19 protein-coding genes and 1 pseudogene are annotated in these 25,813 nt (G+C 65.0%); 8 read left to right on the forward strand and 12 right to left on the reverse strand.

What is annotated here, in order from left to right:
* Nucleotides 1-7: 7 nt before the first annotated feature.
* Both ABGB06_RS37045 and ABGB06_RS37050 read right to left on the reverse strand, forming a co-directional pair.
* Nucleotides 8-211, reverse strand: a complete 204-nt coding sequence (locus tag ABGB06_RS37045) for a cold-shock protein (protein ID WP_093766428.1) — start codon at nt 209-211, stop codon at nt 8-10.
* A gap of 597 nt (nt 212-808) precedes the next feature.
* A pseudogene (locus ABGB06_RS37050) lies at nt 809-935 on the reverse strand (cold shock domain-containing protein); the annotation flags it as partial.
* A 451-nt stretch (nt 936-1,386) separates the two neighbouring features.
* Here ABGB06_RS37050 and ABGB06_RS37055 point away from each other — a divergent pair.
* Nucleotides 1,387-2,100 (forward strand): DUF2637 domain-containing protein, encoded by a 714-nt coding sequence (locus ABGB06_RS37055; protein WP_347599240.1) that lies wholly within the window; start codon nt 1,387-1,389, stop codon nt 2,098-2,100.
* 85 nt (nt 2,101-2,185) lie between these two features.
* Here ABGB06_RS37055 and ABGB06_RS37060 read toward each other — a convergent pair whose 3' ends face one another.
* On the reverse strand, nt 2,186-3,274 hold the full coding sequence (locus ABGB06_RS37060; protein ID WP_347599243.1) for an XRE family transcriptional regulator: 1,089 nt from the start codon (nt 3,272-3,274) through the stop codon (nt 2,186-2,188).
* Between the two features lie 65 nt (nt 3,275-3,339).
* Nucleotides 3,340-3,948 (reverse strand): hypothetical protein, encoded by a 609-nt coding sequence (locus tag ABGB06_RS37065; RefSeq protein WP_347599246.1) that lies wholly within the window; start codon nt 3,946-3,948, stop codon nt 3,340-3,342.
* Nucleotides 3,949-4,662: 714 nt separating this feature from the next.
* On the opposite strand from ABGB06_RS37065, the gene ABGB06_RS37070 reads away from it, so the two are divergent.
* The 4 genes from ABGB06_RS37070 to ABGB06_RS37085 are packed head-to-tail and all read left to right on the forward strand — an operon-like array spanning nt 4,663 to nt 14,658.
* On the forward strand, nt 4,663-7,944 hold the full coding sequence (locus ABGB06_RS37070; protein WP_347599249.1) for a DUF499 domain-containing protein: 3,282 nt from the start codon (nt 4,663-4,665) through the stop codon (nt 7,942-7,944).
* Entirely contained in the window at nt 7,941-8,420 is a 480-nt protein-coding gene (locus tag ABGB06_RS37075; protein ID WP_347599252.1) for a hypothetical protein, read from the forward strand. The genes ABGB06_RS37070 and ABGB06_RS37075 overlap by 4 nt, the downstream gene beginning before the upstream one ends.
* 11 nt (nt 8,421-8,431) lie before the next feature.
* The gene (locus tag ABGB06_RS37080) at nt 8,432-11,347 is read left to right on the forward strand and encodes a DUF1156 domain-containing protein (protein ID WP_347599255.1); all 2,916 of its coding nucleotides are present in this window, start codon (nt 8,432-8,434) and stop codon (nt 11,345-11,347) included.
* A 2-nt stretch (nt 11,348-11,349) separates the two neighbouring features.
* Entirely contained in the window at nt 11,350-14,658 is a 3,309-nt protein-coding gene (locus tag ABGB06_RS37085; RefSeq protein WP_347599258.1) for a helicase-related protein, read from the forward strand.
* A 219-nt stretch (nt 14,659-14,877) separates the two neighbouring features.
* On the opposite strand, the gene tyrS is transcribed toward ABGB06_RS37085, so the two are convergent.
* The 7 genes from tyrS to ABGB06_RS37120 form a co-directional block, all read right to left on the reverse strand.
* Nucleotides 14,878-16,146 carry a tyrosine--tRNA ligase gene (tyrS, locus tag ABGB06_RS37090; protein ID WP_347599260.1) on the reverse strand — a complete coding sequence of 423 codons (1,269 nt, stop codon included), beginning with the start codon at nt 16,144-16,146 and terminating at the stop codon, nt 14,878-14,880.
* Between the two features lie 139 nt (nt 16,147-16,285).
* The gene (locus tag ABGB06_RS37095; RefSeq protein ID WP_347599263.1) at nt 16,286-17,431 is read right to left on the reverse strand and encodes a glycosyltransferase; all 1,146 of its coding nucleotides are present in this window, start codon (nt 17,429-17,431) and stop codon (nt 16,286-16,288) included.
* A gap of 4 nt (nt 17,432-17,435) precedes the next feature.
* Entirely contained in the window at nt 17,436-18,389 is a 954-nt protein-coding gene (locus ABGB06_RS37100; RefSeq protein ID WP_347599266.1) for an aminoglycoside phosphotransferase family protein, read from the reverse strand.
* The gene (locus tag ABGB06_RS37105; RefSeq protein ID WP_347599269.1) at nt 18,386-19,447 is read right to left on the reverse strand and encodes a glycosyltransferase family 9 protein; all 1,062 of its coding nucleotides are present in this window, start codon (nt 19,445-19,447) and stop codon (nt 18,386-18,388) included. Before ABGB06_RS37105 ends, ABGB06_RS37100 begins: the two co-directional genes overlap by 4 nt.
* Entirely contained in the window at nt 19,444-21,132 is a 1,689-nt protein-coding gene (locus ABGB06_RS37110) for a pyridoxal-dependent decarboxylase (RefSeq protein WP_347599272.1), read from the reverse strand. The genes ABGB06_RS37105 and ABGB06_RS37110 overlap by 4 nt, the downstream gene beginning before the upstream one ends.
* Nucleotides 21,133-21,169: 37 nt before the next feature.
* On the reverse strand, nt 21,170-22,303 hold the full coding sequence (locus ABGB06_RS37115) for a DUF4254 domain-containing protein (protein WP_347599275.1): 1,134 nt from the start codon (nt 22,301-22,303) through the stop codon (nt 21,170-21,172).
* Nucleotides 22,300-22,650 carry an ATP-binding protein gene (locus tag ABGB06_RS37120; RefSeq protein ID WP_347599277.1) on the reverse strand — a complete coding sequence of 117 codons (351 nt, stop codon included), beginning with the start codon at nt 22,648-22,650 and terminating at the stop codon, nt 22,300-22,302. Before ABGB06_RS37120 ends, ABGB06_RS37115 begins: the two co-directional genes overlap by 4 nt.
* A 417-nt stretch (nt 22,651-23,067) precedes the next feature.
* Between ABGB06_RS37120 and ABGB06_RS37125 the strand changes: the two genes are divergently transcribed.
* The 3 genes from ABGB06_RS37125 to ABGB06_RS37135 all read left to right on the forward strand — a co-directional run bounded on the left by ABGB06_RS37125 (nt 23,068) and on the right by ABGB06_RS37135 (nt 25,354).
* Entirely contained in the window at nt 23,068-23,928 is an 861-nt protein-coding gene (locus tag ABGB06_RS37125) for a helix-turn-helix transcriptional regulator (RefSeq protein WP_347599280.1), read from the forward strand.
* A 9-nt stretch (nt 23,929-23,937) separates the two neighbouring features.
* Nucleotides 23,938-24,138 carry a DUF397 domain-containing protein gene (locus tag ABGB06_RS37130; RefSeq protein WP_347599283.1) on the forward strand — a complete coding sequence of 67 codons (201 nt, stop codon included), beginning with the start codon at nt 23,938-23,940 and terminating at the stop codon, nt 24,136-24,138.
* Nucleotides 24,139-25,027: 889 nt separating this feature from the next.
* A complete protein-coding gene (locus tag ABGB06_RS37135) occupies nt 25,028-25,354 on the forward strand; it encodes a hypothetical protein (RefSeq protein WP_347599285.1) in 327 nt (108 codons plus the stop codon).
* Between the two features lie 122 nt (nt 25,355-25,476).
* On the opposite strand, the gene ABGB06_RS37140 is transcribed toward ABGB06_RS37135, so the two are convergent.
* Nucleotides 25,477-25,779 (reverse strand): hypothetical protein, encoded by a 303-nt coding sequence (locus ABGB06_RS37140; RefSeq protein ID WP_347599288.1) that lies wholly within the window; start codon nt 25,777-25,779, stop codon nt 25,477-25,479.
* Nucleotides 25,780-25,813: the final 34 nt, after the last annotated feature.

Consider the following 25,813-nt stretch of genomic DNA (forward strand, 5'->3'; position numbering starts at 1 on the left):
GTCAGCGTCAGGCGGGAACGATGTTCTCGGCCGTCGGGCCCTTTTGACCCTGCGCAATGTCGAAGGTGACCTTCTGGCCTTCGAGCAGCTCGCGGAAGCCCTGGGCGGCGATGTTCGAGTAGTGGGCGAACACGTCGGCGCCGCCACCGTCTTGCTCGATGAAGCCGAAACCCTTTTCCGAGTTGAACCACTTCACGGTGCCAGATGCCATGTCAAATCTCCTTTGGGGCAGTACATCAGCATCCGCACTGCGCGGACACCGTGTCGCCGCGATGATGCCCCGCCCGGAAAATGACCCGGGAATACAAGGCGCTCTCGTATGGCACGGAGCCGACTGGAGGCGCTTCAAGTTTGGGAACCACGACTGCAACTGAGATCGACACTAGCATGCCGCATCCGCATGCGTGCGCCCGAATCAACTGCATGCTGTTCGTCGCGGCAATACTCTTCCCGCGCCGCGCCTTAAATTCTTACCTCGCGGTCATAGATACTGGCCTGCCGGGAGCGCAGAGTCACCGGCACGCGCCTCACGCATCGGGAGACGTCGTGAAACGCCACTCCGGTGCGGGGCAGTGCACCTTACCGACGCCGCCCATCGTCCCGTACGTCGGGCTTGTCGCAGATCAGAGCCGCGCGGCTGTTGCCACGCGGGCCCTGATCACCTCCTCCGCTGATCCCACACCGCCCGCGCAGAGCCCCGGTGCCGGCCGTACGGGGCGGGCCGCGCGAGGCAGCCGTGCGCTTCGAGCGCGGTGCTGCGGCGCCACGAGCACGGGTGGGGAAGATCAGGCCGGGCTGATGTTCTTCGCCTGGGGCCCTTCTGGCCCTGGGTGACATCGAACGTCACGGTCTGGCCCTCCCACAGCTCACGGAAGCCCGAGGAGTTGATCGCTGAGTAGTGGGCGAAGACGCCCGGAGCCGCCGTCCTGGGCGACGCCAGCCGGTGGAAGGCCTGCGCCGGTGTCAAGGGCAACAGTGCCCGATGCCGAGTGATCATCTGATGACGACACTCTCGACGCCACCGCAGCCACCGCCGAGACAGCGATGAGCCCCACCGTCCGGGACGGTGGGGCTTCGTTTCCCATGTGCGCGGTGCCCCCGGCGCGGCTCCGACAGCATCCACAGGAACCCGCACGCCTCGTGAGCTGGTCGTCTCCGCGACCGTAACGCTCCCGAAGCGGCGCCGCGGTCGTCGGGGCGGTGATCCCCGATGAACTGCGAGCCGATCCTCACGGGCCTGTCGCCGTCCCAGGCTGACGGCCTGGCCTGCATCGTCTGCGGGGTCGACTTCCTAGGCGTCCCGGTGCGGCACGTGCCCGTGGGCCGGTCGCTGACCGGCTCCCAGGTCTTCGCCTGCGCCAGTCACGCTGTGGAAGGCGAGCGGCGATGACGCCAACCAAGGAGCCCGAGCACACGCGCAGCGACGTGTGGGTACGACGGGTCTGCACCCTCGTGGTTGCGGGAGTGGCGGCTTACGCCTCCTACGAGCACCAGCGCGACTTCGCCCTCCACGGCGGCGCCGACCCGACCAGCGCGGCACTGTGGCCGCTGTCGGTGGACGGTCTTCTACTGCTGACCACAGCTGCCCTGTTGAAGCCACGCGGAGCTGCCAGCCGCCGGACACGAGTCGCAGTCTGGTTGGGCTTCCTACTGGGCATCGCGGTCTCCCTCGCAGCCAACATCGCCGCCGCCCCGTCGTTGTCCTGGCAACCCATCGTGGTGGCGGGCTGGCCCCCGGTCGCGCTGCTGCTCTCGGTAGAGCTGCTCGCCCACCGCCACCGTTCAGGAGCCCTCGCCGAGAGCCGGCCGGAGGTCTCAGCGGAAAGTCTCGCCACCGCCGAGAGGCCCGAGAACGAGAAGGTGATCACTCTCGCCCCACTCTCGCAGAACTCTCGGCCGTCTCGTCCACCGAAGGCCGAGGACGTGATGTGGGACCACTTCCGACACGAACGCGCATCCGGCCGCACACCAACCGGCGCCGAACTGGACCGAATCGCCGGCACCAACAACTACGGCCGCGCCGTCCTCGCCCGCTGGCGCCGCACCGGACGACTTGCGCCTACACCGGGACAAGCGGAACGGAGGCCCACTCTTCCCTGATCTTGACTACGCCCGCCTCGGGGACAGACGCGCCTGCCTACGACTGCAGTTCGCGTGGGAGCGAGCGGAGCTGAGATGCGGCCCCTCAGGGCACGATGGACAGGCTGCGCTTCGCGGGAGCCGCCATGCGTCGGCCTTCACCATCGAAGGTGGTGAAGGTGAGCCCGAACAGGAGCCGGTTCATCTCGGCAATGGTGAGCCCGAGTTCAGCCGCGACGGATGAGGGTCGAAGCCGCCTCGAACGCAGCGCGGTGAAGACCTTCGTCAACACCTGCGACGTTTCGCGCTGGCCCATGCCCTGAGGCTCGCCGGACCGGTACCCCAAACGGCTCAGCTCGGCGCATGTGGACCGATACTGCCAATCGGACAGCAGACCCAGGTCGTGCATCCGGTAGGTCAGCGCCATGGCGGAGACGTTCCAGATCTGCTTGCCCCGAAGGATCTGGTCGATGTGCGCGCCCGACGGCATGTGCCCCAGAACGCTCGATCGCGGCATCAGGAACGCGGAGGCGAACTCGTTCGCTTGCCGTTCGGCCTCGGGCCCTGAGCAGGCATGCTCGCTACCGTGCATCACGAGATGGCCCAGTTCGTGGGCGGCGTCGAAGCGGCCCCGCTCGGCTGACTTGAGCGTGTTGAGGAACACGAACGGAACGCCGTCGCGCCATACCGCGAATGCGTCGACCTCGGCGTGGTCGGGGTCCAGTGAGAACACTCGAACCCCATGCGCCTCCAGAACGTGCACCATGTTGGGCGCTGGCGCTTCTCCCAGACCCCAGCGGGTGCGAACCATGCCAGCGGCTGTCTCCGGGTCGGGTTTGCCCAGTGAGGGCACGTTCGCTGCTGGGAGGCGGAATCTTTCGTCGATCCAGTCGTACAGCATCGCGCCCAGCGTGCCAGCGGCCCGAGCGGCCTCGAGAACCCTTGCCGACGTCTTGGTGCGCGCCCGCCAGGAGATGCCTTCGGTGGGGAGTTCGTCCAGCGCAGGACCTTCGAAGAAGGCTGCGGGAAAGTCCAGCGCTGAGGCGATCTTGTCGAGGGTGCCGGAGCGTGGTGTGGTGCGTCCCGTCTCGTAGTTCGACAGGCTCTGCAGTGACATCCCGGCCCGGTCGGACAGCTCAGCGAGGGTAAGTCCCCTGCGCTTGCGGGCGAGTGTGATACGGGACGGGGTCACCATGTGGGGCTGCCTCAGCTATTGGTGGTGCATGGTGGGGCGGCGAGGTTCGCCGCCCCACCAGGGCCTTAGCGGAAGTCGACGGGGATGTCGATCTCTCCAGGCCCATCATCGTTCACAGGTTCGATTCCGTCCATCACGAGGGCGGGAAGCGGAATCCGCCTACCCCATTCGACCACGAAGCCGCCCTCGAACCTCTTTGGCTGCGACAGTTCGCATTCGATCCGTACCGTGTCGCCGTTCTTGGTGCGGTAGGACAGCAGGAACCACGTCTTGAGGGCACAGGCTTCTTCTTCGCTCAGCGCCACCCCATCAGGGCCGGCCCCGGCTACGAACAGAGCCGTTTGTACGTGCGGGGCGCTCTCGCCAGCATTGGCGCGAGTCACCATGTCGGTAGCGGGTCCACGCCGGCGGGCGTTCTTCGGGAACAGGCTTGCCTGCCCTGTGGCGGCGTCGCCGACCATCACACCCATCGCGACCGACCGGTCCGCGTTGCAGACAAGTTCGAGGCGACCGTGAACGAGCCGGGCCCATCCCTCCTGCTCGATGTGCAGCTCACGGATGATCCGTACGTGCGCCTCGTAGGCCCGTCGGCCCGCCGTTCCGGTTGGGTCGTTGGGGACGGCGGTGCGCCTCGCCGCCTCTCCTGCGCGCAGTACGTCGTGCAGGAACTCCAACCTGGTCCCCATGCCGCCCAACTGGGCTCGCACGTCATCGGGTTCAGGGGACGGCTTCACGAGGGGCAGAACCAAAGGAACCTCCGGGAGTCGACAGCAGGCTTATAAGGACTCTACCTCAAATGCGGTGCGCGTCTTATAAGGATCGCCGTTCGTGGTCCGTCTGGTACGGGAGCCGCGCAAGGGTCAGAGGACTGGCGATTGCGGGCGGGCTGCGAAGGACAGCAGTCGGTGGCAAGTTCGCCTGCTCGGTTCCGCCGGCCGCGACGTGCACCCCCGAAGCCGCTCGGCGGCGCACGGCCGGGCCGGGCCGTGCGCCGCCTCCCCGATGGTGTGATCGCCTGGTCGGTAACCCGGGCAACACGTGGACGGGAGACGCGGATCTCTGCGCTACGGGTCGGCTGAGGTCAGAGCCGGTCTACCAAGCGGGAGGTCGGGCGGAGACACAGCAGTATCACCGGATGGCGACACTCTCATCGCTGCACGTGATGCCCAGCCCGAGCTGGGCTCTGGACGCCTCCTGCTCGTCGTGCGCTGCGATCGCTGCAGAGGCTGGCGGAGCGGTGAGCCCGAAGAAGGCGGGCCCCGACGACTGCAAGCCCGCCTGACGCTGTCTCAACTCGATCACATGCGCGCCAGTTCGGCATCTCGCCTCATAACATGATGCGAAGTTCGGGGAGTGACGCCGCGTGCGAGAGTGGGGGCAGGATAGGTATGGCAGCGTTGAGCCTGGTGGCTCTGCGAAAGGTTTGTGTTCCGCGGCAGGACGTACTCGAAGGCGGCTTAGCGGACAATCACTTCGCGGCACAACTGGACAAGGTGGTCCGCGACGCGGAGCACTATCCGGTGTACGGCGACGCGGAGGCGTTCTTCGCGCAGACCTACCCCACCAGCGGCCTGAAGACCCTGCTCACGAAGACCTTCGGCCGCCTGAGCGGAGCGAAGGGTGTCGCGGGGGAAAACGGCGTGCTTCGCCCGACGACCTCGTTCGGTGGCGGTAAGACCCATGGCCTGACCGCCGTCTACCACCTCGCCAGGGGATCGCGGCCGTCCAACGTCACCGAGTTCCTCGACCCGAGCCTGCTTCCCGAAGGTCCCGTCCAGGTCGCGGCCTTAGTCGGCGACGCCCTCGACCCCACCGCAGGCATCGAGACCAGCGGCCATCGCACCTACACGATGTGGGGTGAGATGGCCGCCCAGGTTGGCGATGACGCGTTCGCAACGATGGCCGCGAACGACACCCAGCGCACCGCTCCGGGCACCGCTACGATCAAGGCCGCCTTCGGCGGCAAGCCGACGGTGGTGATCGTCGATGAGATCGCCAAGTACCTGCGGGCAGTGGCCTCCTCCGGTAGCGAGGACGTGCGCCGCATGGCCGGTGCGATACCCGTCTTCCTCGGAAATCTCTTCGAGGTCGCCTCCGACCCGACCAACAAGGTTTCGGTCATCATCACCCTGGCCGCGACCACCAACGCGTTCGGTGCGGAGACCACCGAGATCAGTGAGCTGACCGGTGAGGAGAAGGAGAAGGCCGACGCCGCCAACGCCGCCTCAGTCAAGGCCGCCCAGGAGACCGGTGACGTGCTCACCCGCGCGGTGCGGCCGAGCGCGGTGATCACGCCGGCCGATGACAACGAGATCGGCGAAATCCTCAAGAAGCGCATCTTCGCCTCCGTCGACAAGGACGCCGCCATGGCAGCCGGGGATGCCTACAGGGACTTCTACGAACAGCTCGCCAAGACCGAACAACTCGCCGGCGGCGCCGAGCACCCGGCTTCCTACGGCCACTTGGTCACCAAGACCTACCCGTTCCACCCCGAGCTGGTCCGTGTCCTCGACAAGCGCCTGGGCAACATCTCCGAGTTCCAGCGCGCCCGCGGCGCTCTGAAGCTCCTGGCCGAGGTCGTGGCCAACATCTACGCCACCAACGACGACACGGCGATCATCAACGTCGGCGACATCGACTACTCCAACGAGCCGGTTCTCAACCACCTCACCGACGGCCTCAGTCGAGCCGAGTACGCCAGCGTGGCCAAGGGCGACTTCGCCTCCCACGCCTCCCATGCCGCCGTCGTCGACGCCGACGTCTTCCCCGGTAAGCCTGCGTACTCGGCCCGCGTGGCCCGCACCGTGTTCACGCACTCCCTGGAGATGGTCTCCACCGCAGGGGCGGGCCGCAACGACTGGCTCGTCGGCACCCTGCGCCCCGGCGAGGACGCCACCATCTTCGAGAAGGCACTGACCGAGTCGGAGAAGGTCTTCTGGCACCTGTCCTACGACGGTGCTCGCTGGCGCTTCAACATCGAGCCCAACGTCAACGCCATCATCGAGACCGAGAAGCGCAACGTCGCAAACACCGCGGTGGCCGCGGAAGTCGATAGCCTGATACAGAAGGCGTTCGCCAACGATGGTGGCGTCACTGCGATCCATTTCCCGTCAGGTCCTGCCGCGATCCCAGACAAGGACGGGCTGCGCGTAGTCGTGCTCGACCACGATGTTGTCACCATCGACCCGCGCCACGCCGACCAGCCGCCGACACAGATTGTGGAGATGCTCGACAAGGTCGGATCCGTCGGCACGCCGCGCAAGCACCGCAACTCGTTAGTTTTCGCCCTCGCCGACGCCGAGCAGGTCCACGCACTCAAGGACCGAGCACGTGCCCTGATCGCCTCTAACAACCTCGCCGCCGATACCCACCGGCTGGGGCAGTTCAGTGAGGAGGTCCGCAAGAAGGTCGAGACCTACGACAAGGAGGCCCGCCTCCAGGCACGCATTGCGGTCACCCGGTGCTTCAAGCACATCTACTACCCGGCCGACGAGAAAGCCACCGGCTACCTGCGTCACCGCGAGCTTCCCGCCCAGGCCCAGGGCGACCCCAAGAATGCCACCTCTGCAGTCATCACACTGCTGACCGACGAGGACAAGATCCGTACCAGCCCGTTCACGGCTTCCTTCCTGCGCAATCGAACCTGGGCCAACAAAGAGGCCACGACCACCGCCGCGATCGCCGACTACTTCTGGTCCGACCACAAGGCCTCCATCGTCCGCAACACCTCCCTGCTGCGTGACGCGATCGTCAACGGGGTCAACCACGACGGCTGGGTCTACTACGACTCGGCCAGCGGCAAGGCATACACGGCCAACAACCAGGCCGGCATGTCGATCACCTTCAGCGCCGACACCGAAGTCATGACCATGGCCGAGGCACAGAAGCGCGGCCTCCTGGTCCGCAAACCGACCCAGACCGACCTCCGCTCGGTGCTCACCAGCGATCAGCTCGCCGGCGTGGACCTCCGCGCCCGCCTAGAGACAGTCTGTGGCGGCGAGCCCTCGAAGACCGAGGTCCTCGGCCTGTTGGCCACCGCCGTCCAGTCCAGCGAGTACGGCTGGTTCGTCGTCACCGACACCAAGCCTGCCGCCGGCGTCCGGGCGCTCTCACCCTCGGCGATCAAGGACAAGGGCCTCGACACCCTCCACATCCTGCCCCGCGAAACAGCGGACGAGATCGGAGTCGAGGTCCCCGCTCGCACGACCACCTCCAAGACCTTCACCGCGAACGGTCCTGGCGGAGCAGCCATGCAAACCCTGCTCGACGCCGTCTCCGACTACACCATCCGCACCATCTCGACCCTCACCTTAAAGGTGAGCGCGGATTCCGCGTCCGGCACGAGTGACCTCGACCTCGCCGTCGCCTCGCTCGGCATGTTGCAGAAGCAGACCATCACGGTCCGTTCCACCATCCGCGCCGAGTACAAAGGGCTCACCGGAGGCGGTATCCAGTTCCAGGGCACGGCCGAGCGCACCGCCTTCCAGATGGCCTATGGCCACGCCAAGAAGGCGCTCACCGCCGCCACCAAGGTCGTCGGCGACGTCATCCTCACGTTCCGGTTCAACCCGGCACTCGACGTCGACGACCCGCAGTTCGCCCAGATCCATGAAGTGATCAAGAAGCTAGGCATGAAGAGCACAACGATGACCGCCGAGGTAACCAAATGACCGCGCAACAGCGCGCGATGCCCGTCCCGAGCCGACGACTCGCTGCCGTCGACGGCGTCCGCGGTTTCCGTCTCATCGTGCAGCCCGGCCGCGGCGAAACCTACGGCCTCACCATCGAGGAAACGTACGGCGGGGCCGGCGCCGTCCTCGCCACGACCGTCGTCACCCTCACCCCGCAGCAGACGGGCCGCGTCGTCGACGCCCTCTTCGCCGCCATGAAGCGATCGGGCCACCGCCCCAGCGTGTTGACCTTCACCCGCAAGGCGCCCATACGACTCACCGAACCCGACGGCGTACGCCTGGCCCTGATCCTGCTGGCCACCCAGCCCATCGCCAAGCACCAGCGCGTCCGAGCCCTGATCGCCGGCATCAACGCCATGAGCACCGAGGAGACCTACTACTGGTACTCCAAATGCATCGGCGTCGACGCCAAGCGGGCCCGCAAGGCCCTCCGGACGCTTCTCTCTGACGACTGAAAGAATCCGCCTTGAGCAGCACCAAGCCGCGTGTACTCATCGAGGACTGGCTCCCCGTCGCCGAACTCGGCATCGAATCCCGTCGGGAACGAGGCGCCGCCTCGGCCCTCCCACCGCTCTCCTTCCTCCACATCTGGTGGGCCCGCCGCCCTCTCGTCGCCTCCGCCGCCGTCGTCCTCGCGGGTGTCCTTCCTGCGTGGTCCGAGGAACTGCCCAAGGCATTCCCCAATGCCGTCGAGCTCCAGGACGAGGCCACCTACCGCGGCTGGCTGCTCCACCTAGTCGGTATCTGGGGTGATCCGGTGTACGGGCGGAAGGTCATCGACGCAGCTAACGCCGCAGGCGTGAAGCTGAAGGGCAATGGCTACGGCTACAAGCAGGCCTTCCGTAATCCGGTCCCGCGCAAAGACATCGACCTTCTCCACGCGGTGCTCATCCATACCTGGGGCAAGCTCCCGACGCTGGCCGACCCCACGGCCGGTGGCGGCAGCATCCCCTGGGCGGCGTCCCGTCTCGGGCTCCCTGTGGTCGCAAACGACCTCAACGGGGTCGCCGCTAGCGTACTCAAGGCTGGCGTAGAGATCCCCGCGACCAGAGGGCTCGACTTGGTTCCGGAGCTGAAGAAGTGGGGGCGAATCCTCGTCAAGCGCGTTGAGAAGCGCCTCAAGGAGTACTTCCCGCTCCAGAGCGGCGAGAGAATTATCGCCTACATCTGGGCGAATGCCATTCCCTGCCCTCGCACGGGCCGCCTCGTACCGCTCCTGCCCGACAAGTGGCTCCGCAAGGCCGCGGGCAAGGAAGCCGCCGTCCGGATGCGTACCGAGTACGGCGGCGTCAAGCTCCCCGAACCGATCTTCGAGCTGGCCCTGGGCATGAACGTCGACAAGACCGATGCCGCCACCGGGACGACCGCCCGCGGCAAGGCCATCTCGCCCTATGACAATCTCGTCATCGACGGCGACTACATTAAGCAGGCCGCCCGAGTCGGCCAGATGAAGCAAATACTCTACGCCGTCGCCATCCGCAGGCCGTCCGGCGAGCGCACCTTCCGCGCCCCCACTCAGACCGACCTTGATGCTATCGCTGCCGCAGAAGTCAAGCTTGAGGAGGAGAAGGAACTGTGGCAAGCGACGGGCATTCTGCCTTCCGAGGAGATCCCCGCAGAGGCCAACTATGACCGCGGTCACCGCATGTACGGCATCGATACGTGGCTCGACTTCTTTACGCCGCGCCAAGCCCTGGCGCATGGGGCCTTCAGCGAAGAGTTTGCACGCATCGTTCCTGAGGTTCAGGAGTCGCTCGTCGAGTCGGCTGACGCCGTCCTCTTCGAGCTTGCCCTGATGCAGAGCAAAGCACTCAATTGGAACTCCCGGGCCTCCACGTGGGACGTATCGCGCCAGAAGATGCGTAGCGTCTTTGAGAAGCATAATTTCTCCTTCAAGTGGACATTCGCCGAATTCGATGGTGCCACCGCGCTCTACTCTTGGGCTCTGGACCAGTTGCTCGACGCTTACAGCGGTATCGCTCGGTTGCTCGACAACACTGGAGCACCTGACGGCGACCTCGAAAACCGGCTGAGGAGGAACGTATCCGTCCTGCAGGGCAGCGCCGCGAGCCTTGATCTTGAGGACGGCTCAGTAGTCCACATATGCATGGACCCGCCATATTACGATAATGTCATGTACGCTGAGCTGGCTGACTACTTCTATGTTTGGGAAAAACGAACTCTTGGGCGCCTCATCCCCGAGTACTTTTGCGACGACTTGACCGACAAACAGAACGAGGCCGTCGCCAACCCGGCGCGCTTCGCGGCGATGGGAAGACGTCGAAAGGAACTCGCCGACCTTGACTACGAGACGAAGATGACCAGTATCTTCGAGGAGTCGCGTCGCGTGCTGGCCGATGAGGGCATCCTGTCGGTGATGTTCACCCACAAGCGAGCTGAGGCGTGGGACACCCTTGGGATGGGCCTGATGCAGGCTGGCTTCACGATCGAAACGTCCTGGCCAGTCAACACCGAGTCCGAGGTGTCATCGCACCAGACCAACGTTAACTCAGCGGCGTCGACAATCATGCTGGTCTGTCGCAAGCGCGATGATCGGGACGATGACGTAAAGGTCTATCTCGATGACATCGAACACGACATCCGACGTGCGGCCCGCGAGGCAGCGACTCGGTTCCAGCATGACGGCATCGACGGCGTCGACCTGCTGCTCTCGACGTACGGTCCGACGCTCTCGGTCATCTCGCAAAACTGGCCGGTCTACTCCTCGACCCCGGACGAGGACGGCCGCGACAAGCTCCTGCGCCCCGAGGAAGCCCTCGCCCTGGCACGCGAGGAGATCGTGGAGCTGCGCCGTTCCCGTCTGGTCGGTAAAGCGCCGAAGGTCGACACGCTGACCGACTTCGTTCTGCTGGCCTGGGACACCTTCGCTGCCCGCCAATTCTCCTTCGACACTGCCCGCCTCCTGGCACTCGCCGTCGGCGGGCTCGACATCGACGAACTAGAGCGGGCCAAGGTGGTCTCGAAGTCCTCTGGCAAGGTTAGGCTACTCAACCCGAGCGAGCGCGTGCGACGAGGCGGAGGCTCCGACGCCCCTGGCGTACGACCCGAGGCCGCCTCGTTCGGCTACATCATCGATGCGGTCGACACGACCCTGTACATCGCCGAGCACGATGGCATGCCTGCGGCGAAGCGGTTCCTCGACAAGCACGGCTACATCAACGACGCCGGGTTCATCTCGACCCTTCAGGGTCTGGTCAACGCGATGCCGCGGACCAAGGTGAAGGGAGAGTGGGTCGTGGCCGAGGCAGGGCGCCTCGACACCCTGTGCACGCTCTACTTCCCCGACGTGACCCTGCCGGACGCCACCGACGTGGCCACGCTGGTCGAGGACGAGCCTGAAGCGCTCTTCGAGATGGAGTGAAGTTGGCCGAGCCCGACGATGCAATGTTTCCCGGTGCCGCCACCAAGCCTTCGGCGCCGGCGCAGGATGGTCTTTTTGACCACAACCCCGCCACGGCCGATGGCTCGTTTCGCAGCGTGCCGCTGAAGGCGATGTACTCGCCCGACGACGCGCCGTTCGAGACCTTCTACGAGCCGCTGCTCTCCCGAGCCGTTGCCTACGACCGCGCGGTCGGGTACTGGTCCGGGGCAGAGCTGCAGTTTGCCGCGCAGGGCACGGCATACTTCATCGCCGGTGGCGGCGTGATGAGACTCATCGTCGGTGCTCAGCTCGCCAAGAAGGACGTCGACGCGGTGCTCTCCGGCACCCCGCTCGACGAGGTGGTCGCCGAGCGTCTACTGACTGATCCTGGCCTGGCGGGCGCGAAGATCGTACGGAGCGAGCACCTCAGCGTGCTGGCCTGGATGGTCGCCAACGACCGGCTCCACATCCGGGTCGGCATCCCGGTCGACAAACAGGGCCGCCTTCTCACCCACCACGAGTCGGGGCGTTACTTCCACACCAAATACGGCATATTCACGGACCGCTACGGCCAGAAGGTGGCATTCAGCGGCTCGAACAACGCCTCGGTCACCGCATGGGTGAAGAATCACGAGACCTTCGACGCCTACCGATCCTGGCGTACCGAGTCCTGGGAGGACTACGGCGAGCCCAAGGAGCGAGCCTTCGAGCGGCACTGGCGTGCCAACCCCGACGAGGGCTGGGCGATCATCGACCTGCCCACCGCCGTCCGGGAACACCTGATAGCGCACGCTCCCGACGCTCCGCCGGCCCCCTTCAACGCGCCAGTGCCGCAACCGAGGCCCTGGGAGGCCGATCACGGGGTACCGCCCGTCGACGTGGACGAGGATTTTCAGGCGGCCTGGGACGAGCTGGTCGCCCTCCGGGACGCACCCAAGCAGTCGGCATGGACCGGCGTGGGCACGGCTTGGGCTCAGCCGCTGCCGCACCAGGCGGAGCTGATCCACCGGGTGGTATCGACGTACCCGCGCGGCTACCTCTTCGCCGACGAGGTCGGTCTCGGCAAGACCGTCGAGGCAGGCATGGTGCTACGCGAGTTGTTCACCTCCGGCCGGGCGAAGAAGGCCCTGCTCCTGGTGCCTGCCTCGGTGATGAAGCAATGGCAGGAAGAGCTGCACGAGAAGATGAACCTCGATGTCGCCCGCTACGACAGGGGTGGCTTCGTCGACCGGTTCGACCGGCCCATCGCGACCGACCTGAAGGCGAACCCGTGGTCGGCCTTCCCGATCGTGCTCGCCTCCTCCCACCTAGCTCGCCGCCGCGCCCGTCGTACCGCGATCCTCGACGCCGGACCGTGGGATGTCGTCCTCGTTGATGAGGCCCACCACGCCCGCCGCCGCGGCTCCAAGGCGACCGACACTCCCAACTCGCTGCTCGCGCTGCTCCAGGAGATGAAGAAGGGCGGCCTGTGGCATGCGCTCTACCTCGCTTCGGCGACCCCGATGCAGATGCACCCCCACGAGGCGTGGGACCTCATCGAGCTCCTCGGGTTGCCGGGCAAGTGGGGCGAACGGGCCTTCTTCTTCACGCAGTACTTCACCTGCCTCGGCGACCCGCCCGAGAGGCGCGGCTGGAAACTCATCTGCGACATGCTGGAGGACTATTTCTCCGACCCACTCGCCGAACGTGACTACGAGCTGGAGCAGCAGGTCGACGACGCACTCGGATGGGCCGAAGCGTTGACGGTGACCGGGATGGCCGGCAACCCACCCTCTCCTGAACTGAGGACGCAGTTCCCCAACGCCACATCCGAGTGGATGGACAAGTGGGCTCGCCGCCACACTCCGATACGCGATCGTGTTTTCCGCAACACCCGCAAGACCATGCGGGACTACCAGAGGGCCGGCATCATCCCTGACTCGATCGTCATCCCGTACCGGCACGTCACCGACGAGTTCATCGCCCTGGCGCCGAACGAGCGGAAGCTGTATGACCGCATAGAGGAATACATCCGCCGCCACTACAACGCCTACAAGTCCGACAAGGCCACCAAGGCTCTCGGTTTCATCATGACCGTCTACCGGCGCCGGCTGACCTCATCCTTCGAAGCGATCAAACAGTCCCTGCAACGCCGTCTCGACGTACTCGAGCAGGGCAAGAGCCTGGCTGATCTCCTCACCGACGATGACGGCGTCGACCTGGAAAACTCTCTCTTCGACCCCGAGACCTTCGATGTCCGTGCCGACCGCCTCAAGAAGGAACTCGGCGAGCTCCGCTCCTTCCTCAACGACCTCGGCGATATCACCGGTGAGGACACCAAGGCCAAGAAGCTCGTCGAGGACCTGGCCGAGTCATTCAAAACGTACGACTCCGCGCTGGTCTTCACTCAGTACACCGACACCATGGACTACGTCCGCGAGCGCCTCCTCGCCGCCGGCTACTACCGGCTCGGCTGCTACTCCGGCCGCGGCGGCGAGATCTACGATTCCGTGGCAGAGGAGTGGAGCCCGGTCACCAAGGCCGAGATCAAGAGCCGATTCCGCAACGGTGACATCGAGGTCTTGATCGGCACCGACTCGATGAGCGAGGGCCTCAACCTGCAGACCTCGGGTCGCCTCATCAACTACGACATGCCCTGGAACCTGATGCGCGTCGAGCAGCGCATCGGCCGTATCGACCGCATCGGCGCCTCCTACAAGCGCCTCCAGATCAGCAACTACTTTTACGAAGACACCGTCGAGGAACAGGTCTACAAGGGCATCAAACAAGATTACGACGACTTCACCAACATCCTCGGCGGTGCCGCCCCGGTCCTCGGCACCGTCGAGAAGGTCATCGAAGACCTCGTCCTCGCCGCAAACCTCAGTGACGAGGTCATCGCCAGCGAGATCGCCGGCATCCGGACCCAGATCGACGACATCAACAACCAACCTGTCACCACCGACGACCTCGGCACCCCCGAGAACGCCATCCCCATCAAGGCCCCGCCGGAGCTGACCGGAGACATCACTCCGGCAGACCTTGCCACCAAGCTTACGAACAACCTTCTCTCAGGCCACTGGCTGACCCCAGACGACGGACGCCCCGGTATCTACAGCCTCCTCCGTCCGCGTGCCGACGCCCGCGTGTCCTTCGGACGGTCCGACGGTGCAACGTCCGTCGAGTGCTATTTGGGTCAGCCGGCCACGGCCTCGGTCCCCGTGACATTCGACCGCGATGTCTGGGACACCAGCAGCGACAGCGACCTGGTCTTCCTGACCTACGGGTCACCCGAGTTGGGCTCCCTCCTACCTGCCGAACTCGGTGAGTGACTGATAGTGCGATGACCCGCTTAGCGCGCCGACATCCACATGATCGATCCCGGATGCGCTTCGGGGGCGGGTCGCCTGGGGCGCACCGCCCACCGAGATCCTGGACCTTGAAGCCCAGGGGACTCAGATAGTCCTGCCCAAGAAGACCACAGCAGGATTCCTCATCTGACGGAACTTAGTCCTCCCGTTCAGGGGCTGAGTTCCGTCTCCCGGTCCGCTTCAGGCTCCGGTGACCTCGATGACCGCCAGGTTTCTCTTGCCCCTGCGCAGCACCAGCCAGCGTCCGTGCAACAGCTCGTCGGCCGTGGCCACCGCGTCCTCGGCGGTCACCTTCACGTTGTTGACGTAGGCGCCGCCCTCCTTCACGGTGCGGCGGGCGGCCGACTTGCTCGGCACCAGGCCCACCTCCGCGAACAGATCGGTGATCAGGCCAAGCTCGCTCACCTGGGCGTGCGGCAACTCGGAAACCGCGGCGGCCAGCGTCGCCTCGTCGAGGTCGACGAGATCGCCCTGCCCGAACAGCGCCTTCGACGCGGCGATCACGGCGGCGCACTGGTCGGAGCCATGCACCAGCGTGGTCAGCTCCTCGGCGAGCGCACGCTGCGCGGTACGGGCTTGAGGTCGATCCTCGGTCGCCTTTTCCAGCTCCTCCAGCTCTTCGCGGGACTTGAAGGAGAGGATGCGCAGGTACCGCGGGATGTCCCGGTCGTCCGTGTTCAGCCAGAACTGGTAGAACGCGTACGGCGTGGTCATCTCCGGATCGAGCCAGAGCGTGCCGGTCTCCGTCTTGCCGAACTTGGTGCCGTCCGACTTCGTCATCAGTGGCGTCGCGAGCGCGTGCACCTCGGCGTGCGGCTCCAAGCGGTGGATCAGATCCAGACCGGCTGTGAGGTTGCCCCACTGGTCACTGCCGCCAGTCTGGAGGGTGCAGCCGTACCGCCGGTACAGCTGAAGGAAGTCCATTGCCTGCAGCAACTGGTAACTGAATTCCGTGTAGCTGATGCCCTGGTCAGACGCTAGGCGCTGGGCGACGGAGTCCTTGGTGAGCATTTTGTTGACCCGGAAGTGCTTGCCGACGTCCCGTAGGAACTCGATCACGGACAGGCCCGTGGTCCAGTCCATGTTGTTGACCATGGTCGCCGCGTTGTCGCCCTCGAAGGAGAGGTACGGCTCGATCTGCGCGCGCAGCCGGTTCACCCACCCGGCGATGATCTCGGGATCGTTCAGGGTGCGCTCGGCGGTCGGCCGGGGATCGCCGATGTGGCCGGTTGCACCGCCCACGAGGGCCAGGGGGCGGTGCCCGGCCTGCTGGAGTCGGCGGAGGGTGAGCACCTGTACGAGGTGGCCGACGTGCAGGCTGGGCGCGGTGGGGTCAAAGCCGCAATAGAACGTGACAGGGCCGTCCGCGAGAGCCTTGCGCAATGCGTCCTCGTCAGTGGCATGGGCGATCAGCCCGCGCCACTCGAACTCGTCGACGATGGCCGTCACGGTCTGTGTCTCCTTGAGTGGCATGTGTCAGTCTGGCGACTAGTGTAGTAGTGCTCCAGCCAGCGGCAGCGTTTGTGCTGCTCGGCGGCTTGCACCGAGGAGGCTCGACCAGATCGCCCGCACGCTGGAGTGACCTGACTCACGCAGTCCCGAACCATGCGTTGAGTAGTCGCCCGGTGACAGTTTCGCCCTGATGGCGGTAGTCACGCACAAACGCTTCGCCCTGAGACACCAGTCGAGTCCTGAATGTCGGGTCGTGATCGATCGTGTCGATCGCCCGCTCGAGGTCTCGCGCGGCTCGCTTGAGGTCGGTCGGAGAGACCACGGGATGTAGCACGCCGGCCTCGTCGAGCTCATAGCCAGCGATCGGTGGCGGGGAGACGAACATCGCGGCGTTTCCCAGTTCGGACAGGCTGCCTATGCGATGAGCCACGACGGGTACTCCTGACTCCATTGCTTCGAGCGCAACCCGCGGTAGGCCTTCCGGGCCGAGGGACGGTATCAGCAGAATCCTGGTGCGGTTGTAGATCGTGCTGGGATCCGGGGTGAAGGGGGCCATGTGGACGGTCGGTGAGGGGGGCGCGTAGGGCGGGACGTCGGGCCAGGTCTCCACGACGAGATAGGCGTCGTCGGGTCGCTGACGAATGAGCGCGTCCCAGACGCGTCGGCCCTTGATTGGGTGGTGGTTGATTAAGGTCAGGAACCGACCCGCCGTGCCGGGGGGCGCCGGGTTGACTCGCCGCTCAGGTAGGAGGTTGGGGAGTACCCGCGCCGGCACACGGACCTGGTGGCGAAGGGCATCGGCGATGGTCTGGCTGACCGCGTGCACGCTGGCCTGCCGCATGAGGTCGTAGTAGCGCCCGATCTCGTCGCTGGAGTGATCGCGGCTTGTGGGGAAGAGCTGGTCGGTCACGAGCACCGCTACCCGCCGGCCACTCGCAAGGCATGCTTCCAGCACGGCTGGATGCGCTTCCTTGAGGCGGACAGCGCACGAGTTCAGCAGGATCACGTCGGGGTCCAGGTCGTTGAGGAGATCCCGAAGAGCACGCCGGTACGCGCTCGCTTGCGCCGGGGCATCGACGAAGACTTCGTGGACGATGCAGCCCTGGACCGTTTGGGTTCTCCGTTCGGTTTCGGGGTTCCTACGCTCGGCGATACAGGCGAGGCTGGCTGGATGGCCGCGGCCGATGACGCGTTTGAGCAGCTCGCGGACTTGGAGGAACAGGCCGTTGGTGAAGCCCTCGCGGGTGAAGTCGTCGATGTTCACGAAGAGGATGCCTGGCATGGCGTTACTCCTGGCAGGCCGCGGCGGTGGCGAAGGTATCCAGCAGGTTCCAGAGCCGTGAGGCGATCTGGCTGTCAGCCGAGGGTGGGCCGGTGACGCTGAAGGGGCTGGGGGCGAGCATCTTGAGGCATGCGATCGCTGAGTACAGGTCGAACAGGCGCCGTCGAAAGCGGCCAACGCACAGCGGCGCGGCAACACGTTCGATGCAGTACGCCTCGGGCCCACGGGCCAGCAGGCCAGCGCGGGCGACCCCGAGTGGGTACAGCGCGTCACCGAATCCGAGCTCGTCCAGGTCGACGATCGCCGCGACCCTGCCGTGGTTCACCAGTACGTTCTGGTGAGTGGCGTCGATCAGGTAGGGCGATGGAGCGATGCGCTCGAACTCGGGGTGAAGTTCGCGAAGGGTTCTGCGGACTTTTTCGATGGCTGACCGGTGCCGCTGAGCAGGTGGCATGTGAGCTACCGCGCCGGTGACGTACTCCCAGAGTACGTCCGACCAGCGGGAGTGGCAGCGATGGTCGGTGTACGTGGCGACGCCGCCGTATCCAGGACCAGATGGGAGGCCGCTCACGCGGTGATGGATGTCGATCAGGTCGTCGGCAACGGTCCGCTTCTCGGCGGCCGTGAGGCCGGCGTAGACGTTGCAGAGATCATCCCCTGCGGCTCGCTCAAGGAGCATGATCGGCCAGGGCAGTGCCGTTCCAGACAGGTCCATGGCGAGCACGCGGGGCACGGGAACGCCCACCCGGGCGAGCTCAGTCCGCCAGTACGCGAATCCCGCGAAGCATTCGGCGCGGTCCGGTCGCGTGATCCGGACGATCACGGCCTCGCCGGACGCCAACTCCACCGCGAACACGAAGTGACTGCGGCCCATGGGGATGCGGCCCGCGGCCACGGCTTCCTGCTGGAGGCAGCGAGCGACCGCCCACAGGACGTCCTGCTGGGTCGGAGGTCTCATTGCAGGAGCAGTTCCGTTGCCGCGAGAGGGATGACACTCAGGCTGGCGTAGCCTCGAAAGAACGACCAGGTCGTCTCGAAATCGTCGGTGGCGATGATCAGGCCAGGCACACCGAGACACCCCGCGAGGTGGCCCAAGCCGCTGTCACATCCCACGAAGAGACGACATGACCGCAGACGGGCGACCATCTCGACAAGGTCGGCCCGTACGTAGGTCAGGCCGGGGCCAAGGTACTCCGCGGTGTCAGGACCGCCGAGGACCCGGACATCACCGTGTGCGGAGACCTGGCGCAGGAGCCGTCGGGCGAGGTCTCGTGGCGGTGGAGTCGTGGAACGCGCGTCGAACTGGCAGTAGACCACGTCCTCCTGGGCACCGGGCGCTGGTTCCTCACGAAGGGGAAGTGGTGGTATTCGATAGTGAGCTCGCCCCCCGTGGGCGTCGGTGACAGCGTGATTGAACCGGTCAAGCCAGGGGAGGCTCCATGAAGATCGGGCGAAGATCGCGTCGCCACTGATCGCTTCGCACGTTGAAGCGACATAGCTCACCCGCTCGCATGCGAAAGTCTCAACGACCCCAGCCAGGGCGTGCGATCCGGTGACGACAACGGACGCCACGCCGTTGTCGCGGCAGTAGTGCTCCAGCCCAGTGACGATGCTCAGCGCATCACCGAGGCGATTGTGCACGGTGAAGAGCATCATGGCTCCGTCGAGGAGCGTTGACGGAGGGGTGCCTTCGTGTGACAGAGCACCGACCGTGTCGACCAGCTGGTCGCTCAGGCAGCGCAGCCCACGTTGCCCGCAGCGCCACGTCTGCGGCGCCGCCGCAATATCTACCGCGGACTCCTCGTGGGCCTCGACAAAGTGCACCTCGTCGAAGCCGAATTCATCGATGAGGTCACCGATCATTGATGGTCCGGTCACCTCGACGTGGGTGAGTCCGGTCTTCCGGGCGTAGCTGGCCAGACCAGCCACCAACTCGACGCAATCGCGAACAGAGAGGTCGGCTACGGAGAACCGCGTCGGCAGCTCTTCTCGTCCCCTGATCGATGGTCGGCTCATGGGGTGCCCTCGCCCTCGTATGCAGCTGTGGCCGGATGTACGGCGTCGAACTGCCTCTTGCTCTTGAGTAGGCGCATGACCAGTTCTCTGGCATGAGTATCGGAGAAATATGGATTGAGGGAGTAAAGCCGCAGAGCCCCGACCGGCTCGCCATCCGGCGTGTAGAACGCCGCAGAGGTCTTACTCACCGCGATCTGATCGGCCTCCGGCACACGTTGACGCGAAAGCCACGCGAACAGGTCTGACGTGTACTGGTTGATCCGGCGGACCGCGATGGTGTCGCTGAAGTCCTCCCCGATAGCAGCTTTGTCATCCGGTGGATAACAGCGAACGAACACGTCCGGCCCATAGGAAACCTTGTTGATGGCAGTCGCGTCGCCGGATCCGAGGACGTCAATGTGGCGACGCAGGGTTTCGGCTGTCTCAAGTGCATGACCAAGTAGTTGCCGCATTCCCTGTTTTCCCAGTGCCTGCAGGCCGAGCCAGGTCGCGACCATGTTCGCCGCCGACCTGGACGTCTCCAGTGTGAAGGTTCCCGGATTGTAGGCGTCCTTGTCATGGAAGAGTGGCGTCATGACTCCGCCGCTGCGACGCAGCCGCGAGAAATCTCGGCTGTCCCGCATGACGATCATGCTTGACGTGTACGGCGCGTAGCCGGTCTTGTGGAAGTCGCTACCGAATGAGTCAGCGTGCCGTACGGTTCTCAGGCGTTCGATCAGCAGCGAGAGCTTGGCCACCACAGCTGGACTGAACCCGAGGGGATTGCGAGACAGGTCGTAATCAAGGAAGCAGAGGTAGGCCCACCCGACAACCGTGTCCGCGTGCACATGAGGCATGTAATCTAACCGATATTCGGCCGCCAGCCGATCCCGCATCGCAGCGATCTCGACGAAGTCATCCACAGCCATATTGGAGGTCGTCCCGCCCGCGCCCATGATGCACACAAGTCGGTCTCCGCGTGCCAAAACTTCGCGACATGCTGCTTCCATCGACTGCAGGTCTGTCGTCTGATCAGGCAGCGACGCAGCGGCTACGTAGTTCTGGGTGCCGATCCCAAGCCACGCGCACGCGGATTTCTGAGAATAGTGTGCCGGCCAGGAACCGACGACGACGGCCCCAGGATCGATCCCGCGCTCGGCGTGGTCAGGCTGCGCTTTGGAAATCCCGACGTTGATCGCGTACAGGTTGGTCGCAGTGCCGCCGAACGTGAACAGACCACCTGCCCGGTCCGGGTCGTACCCCGCCAACCGTGCCAGCGCCCGAGCACAGGACAGCTCAGCGGAAAGGGTCTCCCCCGCATCTTCCCCGGTGACGCCGTTCGGCATGAACAACGACACCGCGCACAGGGCTGCCAGGTTGACGAACGACGGTGGTTGAACGATGTTCTTGGCGAACATGTGGTGGTGCACCTTCACCGACCCAGCGAGCCACCGTCGCAGCTGGCCGAGCACTATCTCCGACGCGACAGGCCCTTCAAGCAGATGTCCATCGCTGTCTGGTGAGTACCCGTCATCGTCGCATCGGCGCGGATAGACCGGCCCTGCACCCTGTTGGCTCAGCGCCTCGTTGAGGGCGCGTCGGATGAGCTCGACCAGCGTATCGGCGTTGCTTCCGTCGGAACGAAGAAATAAGCCGTCACGCCAATAAGTGAAAGCGTCCCGGTTCGTGGAGAAATCAGGTGTCATCACAGCCTCCAATGGGCTTAGGAGTAACTAACAGTGTTCATTCCCTTGGCGTGCCATAGAGTTTCATACGTTCCGGCCGGGGCGTACGTCGTCGGCCGGATATAAGATCGTCGCAAGCGACCTCGATAGACCACACCAGGTCATCACGTTGACGACACAGAATCGCGGCGCGCTCCACGGCGCGAGCGTCATCGCCGACCAGTCGCTCGGTATGCACTATCCGAAGCGTCAGCACCGAGAGGCGGTCGAGTGCAGAGCCGATTGACTCCGTAAGAGGAGGAACATCTTCATTCGCATCCCACGCCCCGTCGAGGATTCGATCCACCTGCTCGATGAGTTTGTGGCGAAGACTGTTGAGTTCGTCGATCTCCCGCTTGATGGACGGAATATCACCGTCCGCAACTCGCCGCACCCGATCCTCGGCCTCCCATTGGCGGCTGTTGACTGCGTGGAGCCGGTTCAGCGGCTTCAATAACTCCGGCGCGCTAGGAAACGGGATCCTGGCGAGAGCATCTTCGCACCATTCGCGTTTCCCGTCTGTCATATCGACGACCGATTCACCACCAATCACTACTGAGGTCCTTGTCAGAACCCTGGCTGTCTCCTTGGGTGTGTGTTGCGTCGTTGCTGGCCGCTCCGGCATCCGACTCGGAAGGGTCAGCGGTGATGTCACTCGCGCGGGGAGAGGGGTCTCCTCGGCCCGTGGCATGGGAGATGAGATGGGTTCCTCTCCCCACGCGTCCTCCGCGACCGCCTCTTCCACCGAGCCGGCAGCGGGCCTTGCCACTCGGACCGTTACCGCCTCGGGTGGCGGCGAGGAAGTCCGGATCATGACGTGGTCGGGCGGCTTGTCTTTCAGGGCCATCACCACGCGCCGGAGCGTGCCAGTGTCGGCGCGGGAGCCGTCGGTCGCGACCTCGGCCGCGCGGGCACGTTCGCGTTGGGTCTCCTGCTCGGCCCGTGCCCGGGCCTGGACGACCTGGGCCTTCTGCACCGCGCGAATCTGCATGTACAGGTTCCTCAGTGCCTTCGGCGACAGTCGTACCTCAAGGCGTTCCGGAGGCCGGCGGCCGGTCGGATCGTGAGTGATGCCCTCGACCGCCAGCAGAACAGTCAACTCCGGATGGTCAGCGGCTTGCAACTCCGCGTCGCTGAGTAACGTGAGGGTCAAGCCAGGCATGTGTTGCCCCCCAAGGTGAAAATCAGAGTCTTTCCGTCGGTGGTCCGCTCGGCTCGCCACCCGGCGGCCAACATGTCCAGTAGCGCGAGTCCCCGGCCTCCCTCGTCCAGTTCGGTCGCCTGCCGCCGTCGTGGGAAGTCGGTGCCGCTGTCCCTCACCTCCACCTGCACGCTGCGGTCCACCGGTGAGGGCGAGTGGCAGAGCACGTAGAAGTCAGCGCCTTCGCCGTGGAGCACGGCGTTCGTCGCCGCCTCGGACACCAGCAGCGCCACGAGCGGCACGTCGATCCACGGATACGCGGTATATGCCTGCGCTGCTCGGCTCCTGGCCAGCGTCACCGAACGCGGCTCCCGGCGGTACCGTCCGACCGCCACGACATACCCGCGCTCATGCATCGCTGCCCGTCCAGTCGCGGTCAGTTATTACCGTCCCGCACGTCGGGATCAGTCTGGTCATGGCCACGGGCTCCTCCGGCTGAAGCGGACTGGTTGCCGCTGGCTCAGGTGACGCCGGTACGGGCTCCGGCAGCAACCTGTCTGAGCCAGGGGTCGGTTGCCGCACAGGCGCCGCCGAAGGCCCCTGTGCTGCCTCGCCTTACGATGCACCCACCCGACCCGGATCACAACCCCTCAAGTTGCACATGTGCGAGAATCGCTGATGGCACCTCAGTTCTAGAGCGCACGCATGACGGAGAGTAGCTACTGTGGGGCGATGAGCGGGATACTGTGCGCTGGGCATCACCGGGAGGGGAGACCATGGCCAAGCCACTGGCAACGATGCGACGCAAGCGACTGGGCCTTGAGCTGAAGCGCGTGCGCGAGGAGAAGGAACTGGACCGGGAGGCGGTCTCGGAGATTCTCCAGACGGACTTGTCGCGCATCTCGCGCATCGAGACCGGCAAGGCAGTCCTCAGCAAGCTGGAGCTGAGCACCTGGCTGGACGCCTGCGGCATCACTGACCAGCGGCTCCGCGCCGGGCTGACCGAGCTCAACGCCCAGGGGCGCAAGAAGGGATGGTGGCAGAAGCGGGGCGATCTGATCCCGCCGAACCTCCAGGAGGCGATCGACCTGGAGCAGACGGCCAGCGTGATCTTCGAGCACCGCCAGGCGTTTATCCCTGGTCTGCTCCAGACGCCCGACTATGCGGCGGCGATGATCCGCGCCTTTCCTCTCGTGGGCAACGCCACCGTCGACGAGGCGGTTCAGGTCCGGATGACGCGACAAGAGGTGCTCAGCCGCCCAAACGCGCCACAGGCGTTCTGGATCCTCGACGAGGCCGCGCTACACCGCGAGGTCGGTGGGCCGGAGGTGATGGCCGGCCAGCTTCAGAAGCTTCTCGATGTCCGCAACCCACCTCACCTCAACATCCAGGTACTTCCCTTCCGCCGCGGCCCGTACCACTGCATCTCCAGCTCTTTCCATCTATTCACGTACAAGGAGCCATCTGCAATGGATCTGGTGCTCGTGGAATACGAGAGGGGTAGGCTCTTCCTGGAGGAGGATTCCGATGTGGAACCGTTCCGACGCTCGTCTGACCGACTGCGAGATCAGGCGCTATCGACGGAAGATTCCCGGGAGTTGATCTCCTCCATCATGCGATCCTTTGAACGAAACTGAGAGCATAGTATGCGTTACGACCTCCCGGAAGACCGCTGGGTGAAGTCCACCTACAGTACCGCTGGCGGAAACGACTGCGTAGAGACGCAGATGACGAATGATGGGCACGTCGCTGTCCGCGACAGCAAAGCCCCAGAATTGGGAGCCTATGGGTTCGCCCGAGAGTCCTGGACCGTGTTCTTGGAATGCTTGAAGTCACGACGCCTGTGACGGCCGATACTGTCACCTTTCCGTTGTCACCTGAAGATTGATCCAATACGGTACGGCCGCAGAACAACGAGAATCACGGAAATCTAAGGAGCTCCGCTGCGTTCCGGGCGGAGGTTCGCCTCGCTCGTGGGGTCAAGGGCTGAGCCGTCGTTGCGCACCTTCCCTTGTTGCCCTTACGTGCGCCCGACGTGCGGTCTTAAGCGCTGCGTAATCGATCCTTAAGTACTTCACAAGGGGTGGTTCGACAGACTCGACTCACAGCGTGGGTACTCATCAGTCGGTGCAAGCGTTAAGACTGAAGAGCACTTGCGGAGATCGACCGCCGATGCCGTTGGGGGCTGGGTTACCTGACGGGCTTCCCACCCCCCTTCCCTCTAGACAGGTAGGGGGTGAGCGGCCTCTTGTCGCAGGTCAGATGGCCTTGTCCCCCTTCCTATGGCTACCCAGACTCAAGTACGTGAGAGGTACTCTGAAGTAGGCTGCTTGGGCGTTGACTTCGATGGCGCGTGGTTGGGTCGTCGAGGAGTTGAGCGATGAGCCTCAGGTTTCCGATCTCATAGCCGATCCGTTCGCCGATCCGGGTTCCTATCTGTGTACCTCCCAGAGAGGTAGAGGTCACGCAGCACCTTGTCGCAGGTCAGGCAGGCCTTGTCTCCTACCGATGTGGCGTCCGACTCATTGCCATGAGACAGGTTCTCTACGCAATAGCGTGGCATGAACGGGACGCGACTGCCGGATCAGCGGCTGTGCTGGCAACAAAGATGTGAAGATTCGACGCCCCCTGTCCAAAACAGGCCCTCTGAGCGGTCTTTTATGGTGAAGGCATCCTCTACCCACACGCTGACACGTACGCCTCAGCTGCTGGCGCACGTGGAGCGGGAGGCACACCGTGGACCCTGCTCGCCGTGACCAAGATCCCTGCGAAGGCGATCACAACGCAGATGTGATCCGCTTTCCGAAGCGCGAGGATGGAGAATCCGCTGAAGATTCGTCGACGATCTATCGGGAGGAGGGAGAGTGGCGTTACCATCCGAGGGACGCACGTGGCCGCGGACGAAATTTCACCGGCAACGTGACCTATATCGGCGGCGGTGAAGGCGAACGCCTACGCGGCGCGTTGGCGCCCGTGATACGGGATCTGCTCGACTGGGCCGCCACTCACCAGGACACGGCCGCTGACTCTCCCGAAGATCGCGATGACAGGGGAGCTGCATGACCACACCCCACCAAGACAGCCCGCAGGAAGCTCTGCCCGCCAATCCGCCCGCCCCGGGGTGGTCGGGCCATGCGAAGCCGGGCTCGCCCGCCGCGGTGCCTGTGTCGGGTCCGTCGGGTCTGTCAGACCTTGCGGTCTCTCCGTTCGGCGCTCCCACCGCACTGCTGCGCGGTGAAGTGCGCGTGGCGTGGGTGGGCCGGACGTCCACCGAGGACCAGCAGGACCCGCGCCAGTCCCTCATCCGGCAGTTGCACCGCTGCAAGGAGACAGTGCCGGAGGCATGGGCGATCGTGGCCCACTTCTACGACGTCGAGTCCGGTCGGATGGAACTGGATCGGCGCGGGATGGGCTCCGGGCACGAACGGTTCGACATCCCCATCGCCCGTGACGGTGGGATCGCCGATCTGCTGGCCGAGGCCGTCCACCCGAACCGCCGATTCGATGTGGTGATCTGCGAGA

Source organism: Streptomyces sp. B6B3 (assembly GCF_039871525.1).
Lineage (GTDB): Bacteria > Actinomycetota > Actinomycetes > Streptomycetales > Streptomycetaceae > Streptomyces.